The following is a 6440-nucleotide window of genomic DNA, read 5'->3' on the forward strand; positions in this document are numbered from 1 at the left end:
GCCCAGGCCCACGCCCCGTCTCAACCCCAGCCCCAGCCTCAGCTGGCGCCCGTGCCGCCCATGGGCCTGGAGCCCGCGGCCGCGCCGGGCCTGGCACCGGGCGGGGCGCTCGCTCCGCAGATCCCACAACCCGCGCAGGCCCCACAGCCTCCCCAGCTCCCGCAGCTTCCGCAGGCCGCCGCTCCGGCGGACCAGCCGGCGCCGGGGGCCGTGCCCGAGCAGGGTCCGCAGGACGAGGAACCGCCGCCGGTCGAGCACTCGGTGGTCGCGGGGAGTCCGATCCTCGACGGCACCGCGCCCCGGGTCCCGTCGGTCCTGCAGCCCCGCGCCCTGCCGATGCCGGGCAGCGACCGGGCCAAGTCGGACCGCTCGTTGCCGGGCGTCAGCGTGCAGACGCTGGGTCAGGGCGTCCCGGTGGCCAACCTGCCCGAGCGCCGGCCGGTGGCCGGCGCGTTGCCCGCCGGCGCGTTGCCCGCCGGCGCCTCGGCTCCGGCGCCCGCGCGCCCCCAGCCCTCACCACCCCAGCAGCCGCAGCCGCTGCCGGTGTCCGCCACGCCGGTGCCCACCAGGCGTCGCAAGCTCGCCACCCCGCCGGCGGACGACGCCAGGCTCGCCCAACAGCCGGCGCAGCCGCCCGCGGCCACGCCGGGCGGCACGCAGGGCCGGGGCCGGAAGTACGCGATCAGCGCGCCCGCCGAGGGCGCGGCCGAGGGGCCCGAGCCGTTGGACGGGCCGAACGGCGCGGTGGAGGTCACCGATCCCTCGCAGGGCGCGATGCGGCTGCCCGTGCCGGCGGACGACGAGCTGCCGCCCGAGCCGCTCGACAACCCGCGCCGGCTGCTGGTCTGGCCGGAGCCCGACGTCTCCACCCAACAGGCGCTGCAGGACCGCGGCTACCGGCCGGTCATCGTGCACTCGCGCGAGGAGGTGGACGCGCAGATCGCGGCCTATCCGGCGGCGCTCTTCGTCGACCCGCTGACCGGGCCGATCACGCGGACGGCGCTGCAGTCGCTGCGCTCGGCGGCGGTGGCGGCCGAGGTGCCGGTGCTGGTGACGGCGGGGCTCGGGCAGGCCAGCCGGGAGGCGGCCTACGGTGCCGACCCGGCCGTGCTGCTCAAGGCGTTGGCGCCCCGGGACAGCGAGCAGCACCCGCCGCGGGTGCTGCTGGTGGAGGAGCAGCCGGCGATCGCGGCGGCGCTGACGGCCTCGCTCGAGCGGCGCGGGATGCAGGCCGCGCACGCCACCTCGGACGCGCAGGCGATGGAGGTGGCGGCGCAGATCCGGCCCAACCTGGTGGTCATGGACCTCAACCAGGTGCGGCGCCGGCGGGCCGGGATCATCGACTGGCTGCGGGTGAACGGGATGCTGAGCCGCACCCCGTTCGTCGTCTACACCGCGGCCGAGATGGACCCGGGCCAGCTGCCGCTGCTGGCCTCGGGCGAGACGGTGCTGTTCCTCGCGGAGCGGTCGACCAACCCGGAGGTCCAGGCCAGGATCGTCGACCTGCTGACCAAGATAGGCGCGCACTGACGACGGTTCGGGGCGTACCGACGGTGGATCGGGACGCCCCGACGACGTCGGCCGTGTCGGCGGCCGGCCGTGTCGCGGCTGGCCGGCTCAGGCCTCGTCGGGCGTGCTCTGCGGCGGCAGTCGCGGTAGCCGCGGCAGCAGGGTGACGTCGAGTTCGCCCTTGGCGTAGCCGGCGCGCAGCACCTTCTTGTCGAACTTCCCGACGCTCGTCTTGGGGACGGCGGCCACCGTGGTCCAGCGCTCCGGGAGCTGCCAGCGCGGCACCCGCTCGCCGAGGAACGCGCGCAGCTCCGGGTAGCCGACGGGCTCCGAGCCCTGGGCCGGGACGACGGCGGCCAGCGGGCGCTCGCCCCAGGTGTCGTCCGGCACGGCGACGACCGCGGCCTCGGCAACCCCGGGGTGGGCCATCAGGTGGTTCTCCAGGGCGACGGAGGAGATCCACTCGCCGCCGGACTTGATGACGTCCTTGGCGCGGTCGGTGAGCGTGAGGTAGCCGTCGGGGGAGATGACGCCGATATCACCGGTGCGGAGCCAGCCGTCGGGGCTGAACCGGTCCTCGGGGCGCTCGGGTTCGGCGCCGACGCCGGCGTGGTAGGCGCCGGCGATCCAGGGGCCGCGCACCTCGAGCTCGCCGGCGGACTCGCCGTCCCAGGGCAGGATCGCGCCGTCCGGGCCGACGAGCCGGGGCTCGACGCCGGCCGAGAACCGGCCCTGGGTGATCCGGTAGGGCCACTCGTCCTCGGGGGTGAGACCGGGGGGCACGGTGCAGAGGGTGCCGAGGGGCGAGGTCTCGGTCATGCCCCAGGCGTGCCGGACCTCGACGCCGTGCCGCTCCTCGAAGGCCCGCATCAGGGCGGGTGGGCAGGCGGAGCCGCCGATGGTGACCCGGGTGAGCGACGAGATGTCGCGGGGCCGTTCGGCGAGCTCGGCGAGGAGGCCCTGCCAGATGGTGGGCACGGCGGCGGCGTGGCTCGGCCGCTCGGTGGCGATCATCTCGGCGAGCGGGCCCGGCTGGAGGAAGCGGTCCGGGAGCAGCATGCTCACGCCCGACATGAACGAGGCGTGCGGGATCCCCCAGGCGTTCACGTGGAACATCGGGACGACCGGCAGGGTGGTGTCGGCGGGGGTGAGGGCCATCGACTCGGCGCTCCCGATCTGCATGCAGTGCAGGTAGATCGAGCGGTGCGAGTAGGCGACGCCCTTGGGTTCGGCGGTGGTGCCCGAGGTGTAGCAGAGGGCCGCGGCGGTGCGTTCGTCGAGCTCGGGCCAGTGGTACGCGGTGGGGCGGCCGGCCAGCAGCTCCTCGTAGTGGTGGACGGCGGCCCGGGTGCCGGTGGCGGTGAGCGCGGTGGTGTCGCCGGGGCCGACGACGACCAGGTGTTCGAGGCGGGGCAGCGCGGGCAGCAGCCGGGCGAGGAGCGGCACCAGGCTGCCGTCGACCAGGATGACGCGGTCGGCGCCGTGGTCGATGACCCAGCCGAGCTGGTCGGGAGGCAGCCGCAGGTTGAGGGTGTGCAGCACGGCGCCCATGGCGGGGACGGCGAAGTACACCTCGACGTGCTCGGCGTTGTTCCACATCAGGGTGCCGACGACGCCTCCCTCGGTGATCCCGAGGTCGTCGTGGAGGGCGTGGGCGAGCTGTGCGGCTCGGGCGCCGCTCTCGGCGAAGGTGCGGCGGCGCGGCGGCCCTTCGCCGGCCCAGGTGGTGATGCGCGAGGTGGCGTGGATCGTGCTGCCGTGCGTGAGGATGCGGCTGACGAGCAGCGGTACGTCCTGCATGGTGCCGAACAACGGGGCCTCCCGGTGACACGCGTCGACGACGATGTGCCGCCGATTGTGGCCCCTGCCAGGCGGAGTGGACACCCCTGCTGCCGCGCGGGATCGGCGCGCCGGACGAGACGGGCGCCGGCTCGGCGGTGCCGCCGCACCGCTGCACCGCTGCACCGCTGCGCCCAGACTCCAGCTCGGGCTCAGGATCAGGCGGCCATGACCGGGGTCTCCCGCTGCCGCGCGCGCTCACGCTCCGCGAAGTCGACGACCTCGGCCAGCTCGACGTCCTCGCGGAGCTTGGCGAGCGCCCGGGAGACGGCGCTCTTGACGGTGCCCACGGAGACGCCGAGCAGCTCGGCCGTCGACGCCTCGCTCAGGTCCTCGTAGTACCGGAGGACGACCATGGCCCGCTGCCGGGCCGGCAGCCGGACGACGGCCCGCCACATGGCGTCCCTGACGGCCTGCCGCTCCGCCGGGTCGGGCTCGGGCAGCGGCTCGGGCTCGGGCAGCTCGTCGGTCGCGTACTCGTCGACCCGGCGCTTGCGCCACTGGGAGGTGCGGGTGTTGAGCAGGGCGCGGCGGACGTATCCGTCGAGGGCGCGGTGGTCCTCGATGCGCTCCCACGCCAGGTAGGTCTTGGTGAGGGCGGTCTGGAGCAGGTCCTCGGCGTCGCTCGGGTTGGACGTCAGCGAGCGGGCCGTGCGCAGCAGCACCGGGCCGCGCGCCTGCACATACGAGGTGAAGGTCGGCGGGGTCCCCATCGGGACCGTCCTGGGCGTGGTCATGTCTTCCAAACTAGGAGACGGTACCCCCCGTGGGGATCGGCCCCAGGTCGGGAAGACGCATCCCCCCCAGGGTGTAGAAGGGGGCCTGGCACCACCTCCCACAGGTGGACGGAACGCGCGACCTTCGTCAGGGACGGTCAGGGATCCACCTGATGATCACGAACGACGGCCGACCTCTCGGTCAGGCCGTCAACTCCTCGATGCGCTGGGCGAAGTCGTCCGCCGGGAGCGGCAGTTCGATCTCGTCGACGAACCGGATGGCCTCCGGGACGTAGTGCACGACGGCGGCGGCGGCCGCCGTCAGACAGGGCTCGCCGCGCAGCAGCGCCAGCACCCTGAGGACCAGTGCGGGGTCGCTGCCGTCCTCGGTCTCCGACATCAGGCCGTGCGGGTGCCGGTCGGGGTCGGCCTGCCGGTGCCACAGCTCGGCCTCCCACTCCTCCCCCAGGGTGAGGTGGTGGAGGTAGAGGCAGTAGGCGGCGGCGCCGTCCCCGGCCCCGGCGGCGAACTGCCACCAGAACCGGGCGCTGTCCTCCAGACCGGCGAGTTGGAGCACGCAGCCGAGGACCCGCGCCCCGTCGGGCTCGGGGATCCGGCCGCCGAGCAGGGCGGCCATGTGCTGGAGCGCGCCGTCCTGCTCGACCACCGTGCGGCAGAGCGTCTCCAGATGGCGGGCGATCTCGGCGGCACGGGTACCGCGGCGCGGCCTGGCCCGCGCCGCCTCGGGGTGTGCCCGGTCGGCGACCCTGGCCGCTATCCGCGACTCCGCCGCCTCCATCTCCTGCTGGCTGTAGTTGAGCGGCTGGCCGGCGAGGACCGCCCGGGCCAACACCTCGTCAATGGACCTGGTCATCGCCACCGCCTTCCCTCCCCGCCTCGCCGGCCAGCCCCAGGGCCTCCTTGAGCCGGTGCCGGGCGTAGCGGGCCGTCGAGCGTACCCCGGGCTCGCTGATCCCGAGGATGTCGGCGGTCTCGGCGGTGTCGTAGCCGATGCAGTACCGGAGCACGATGACGTCGTGCTGCCGCTCGGGCAGCTCGCGGATGGCCTGGTAGACGCCGAGGCTCTCGGCCAGCTCGCCGACGGGGTCGACGGCGTCGCGCAGCGCCACCGTCTCGAAGGCCGCGGTGTCCATGACCACCGGGCGGCGGCCGCGGCTCCTGGCGGAGTCCACCGTGCGCTGCTTGAGCAGGGTCCAGGCGTAGCCGGCCGGGCTGTCCACCTTGAGCACCTCGCCCCACTCGGCGGCCAGTTGCTCGAAGGTGTGGTCCACGGCCTCCTCGGCCTCGTCCCGGCCGCCGAGGTAGAGCTCGGCCCAACGGACGTACGCCGGCCGGTACATCTGGTGGAAGGCGCGGAAGTCGGCGGGGAGCGGGGCGAGCGGTGCGACCCCGTCACCTCGTAAGGGGGATGTCTCGGTCACCGGTGAACCTCCTGACGGCCGTTGACGCGGAAGGCGGCGTCTGCGGCCTCGTCGACCTGTCCGGGACGACCGCTCCGGCACCCTCCGCTGCCAGCACGGAGCGTATCGGTCATCCAGATGGCGCACCAAGTCACCAACGGATGGCCTTCGGGTGGCTTTCGTCACCACCACGTGACCGGAATCGGGTAAGCCGGGGGCATGCGACTCACCCCGGAGGCGGCGCGACGCCGGGCCGCCGAGGCCCGCGTCCTCCGCCTGGCCACCGTCGGCCCGGACGGCGCCCCCCACCTGGTCCCGGCGACGTTCGCCGCCCGCGGCGACACGTTGGTGACGGCCGTGGACCACAAGCCGAAACGCCATCAGAACCTCCGCCGCCTCCGCAACATCGCGGCCGACCCGCGGGTCAGCGTGCTCTTCGACGTCTACGACGACGACTGGACCCACCTCTGGTGGACCCGCGGCGACGGCACGGCCCGCATCCTGCCGGCCGAGGCCCACGAGGCCCCACTCGCCTGGCTGCGGGCGAAGTACGAGCAGTACCACGATCACCCACCCGAGGGACCGATCATCGAGATCACCGTGACCCACTGGACCGGCTGGTCCTACGCCCCACCGAAGAACGACTGACGCGGCCGGCCGGCGGGTCACCGAACGGCCGAGGCGGACACGTCGTGGCGCGCCCCGTGCACGGCGAAGGCCCCCGACCGTGGACGTCTGGTCGGGGGCCGTTCGGTTGGCTCTCGCGGCGGAGGCGGTGGGATTTGAACCCACGGTGAGGGGTTACCTCACGACGGTTTTCAAGACCTTTCAGAGTTCGGGACCCCTCGCGGCTCCGCCGCAGGTCAGCGCCCCGCCGAGCCTTCCGTCCCATGAACAGCGGTCCGACGACGTCCATGAAGCGGGCCCAGTCGTCCCAGACCACCCAGTGCACCCA

The 6440-nt window shown here is 74.2% G+C and carries 5 protein-coding genes and 1 pseudogene; 2 read left to right on the forward strand and 4 right to left on the reverse strand.

Annotated elements, in window-relative coordinates; translation table 11 throughout:
* Positions 1-1530, forward strand: a pseudogene (locus E1283_RS39155) (response regulator); the annotation flags it as partial.
* A gap of 87 nt (positions 1531-1617) precedes the next feature.
* Here the strand turns inward: E1283_RS39155 and E1283_RS29500 are convergent.
* From E1283_RS29500 to E1283_RS29515, 4 genes are all read right to left on the reverse strand, one after another.
* On the reverse strand, positions 1618-3321 hold the full coding sequence (locus tag E1283_RS29500) for a long-chain fatty acid--CoA ligase (protein ID WP_132821221.1): 1704 nt from the start codon (positions 3319-3321) through the stop codon (positions 1618-1620).
* A gap of 185 nt (positions 3322-3506) precedes the next feature.
* A complete protein-coding gene (locus E1283_RS29505; RefSeq protein WP_132821222.1) occupies positions 3507-4085 on the reverse strand; it encodes a SigE family RNA polymerase sigma factor in 579 nt (192 codons plus the stop codon).
* A gap of 181 nt (positions 4086-4266) precedes the next feature.
* Positions 4267-4938, reverse strand: coding sequence for a hypothetical protein (locus E1283_RS29510; protein WP_132821223.1), 672 nt, complete (start codon positions 4936-4938; stop codon positions 4267-4269).
* The gene (locus E1283_RS29515; protein ID WP_279571301.1) at positions 4922-5506 is read right to left on the reverse strand and encodes an RNA polymerase sigma factor; all 585 of its coding nucleotides are present in this window, start codon (positions 5504-5506) and stop codon (positions 4922-4924) included. The genes E1283_RS29510 and E1283_RS29515 overlap by 17 nt, the downstream gene beginning before the upstream one ends.
* 198 nt (positions 5507-5704) lie before the next feature.
* Here E1283_RS29515 and E1283_RS29520 point away from each other — a divergent pair, with 198 nt between their 5' ends.
* Entirely contained in the window at positions 5705-6133 is a 429-nt protein-coding gene (locus E1283_RS29520) for a TIGR03668 family PPOX class F420-dependent oxidoreductase (RefSeq protein ID WP_132821224.1), read from the forward strand.
* Positions 6134-6440: the final 307 nt, after the last annotated feature.

It is taken from the genome of Streptomyces hainanensis (genome assembly GCF_004348415.1).
Taxonomy (GTDB): domain Bacteria; phylum Actinomycetota; class Actinomycetes; order Streptomycetales; family Streptomycetaceae; genus Streptomyces; species Streptomyces hainanensis.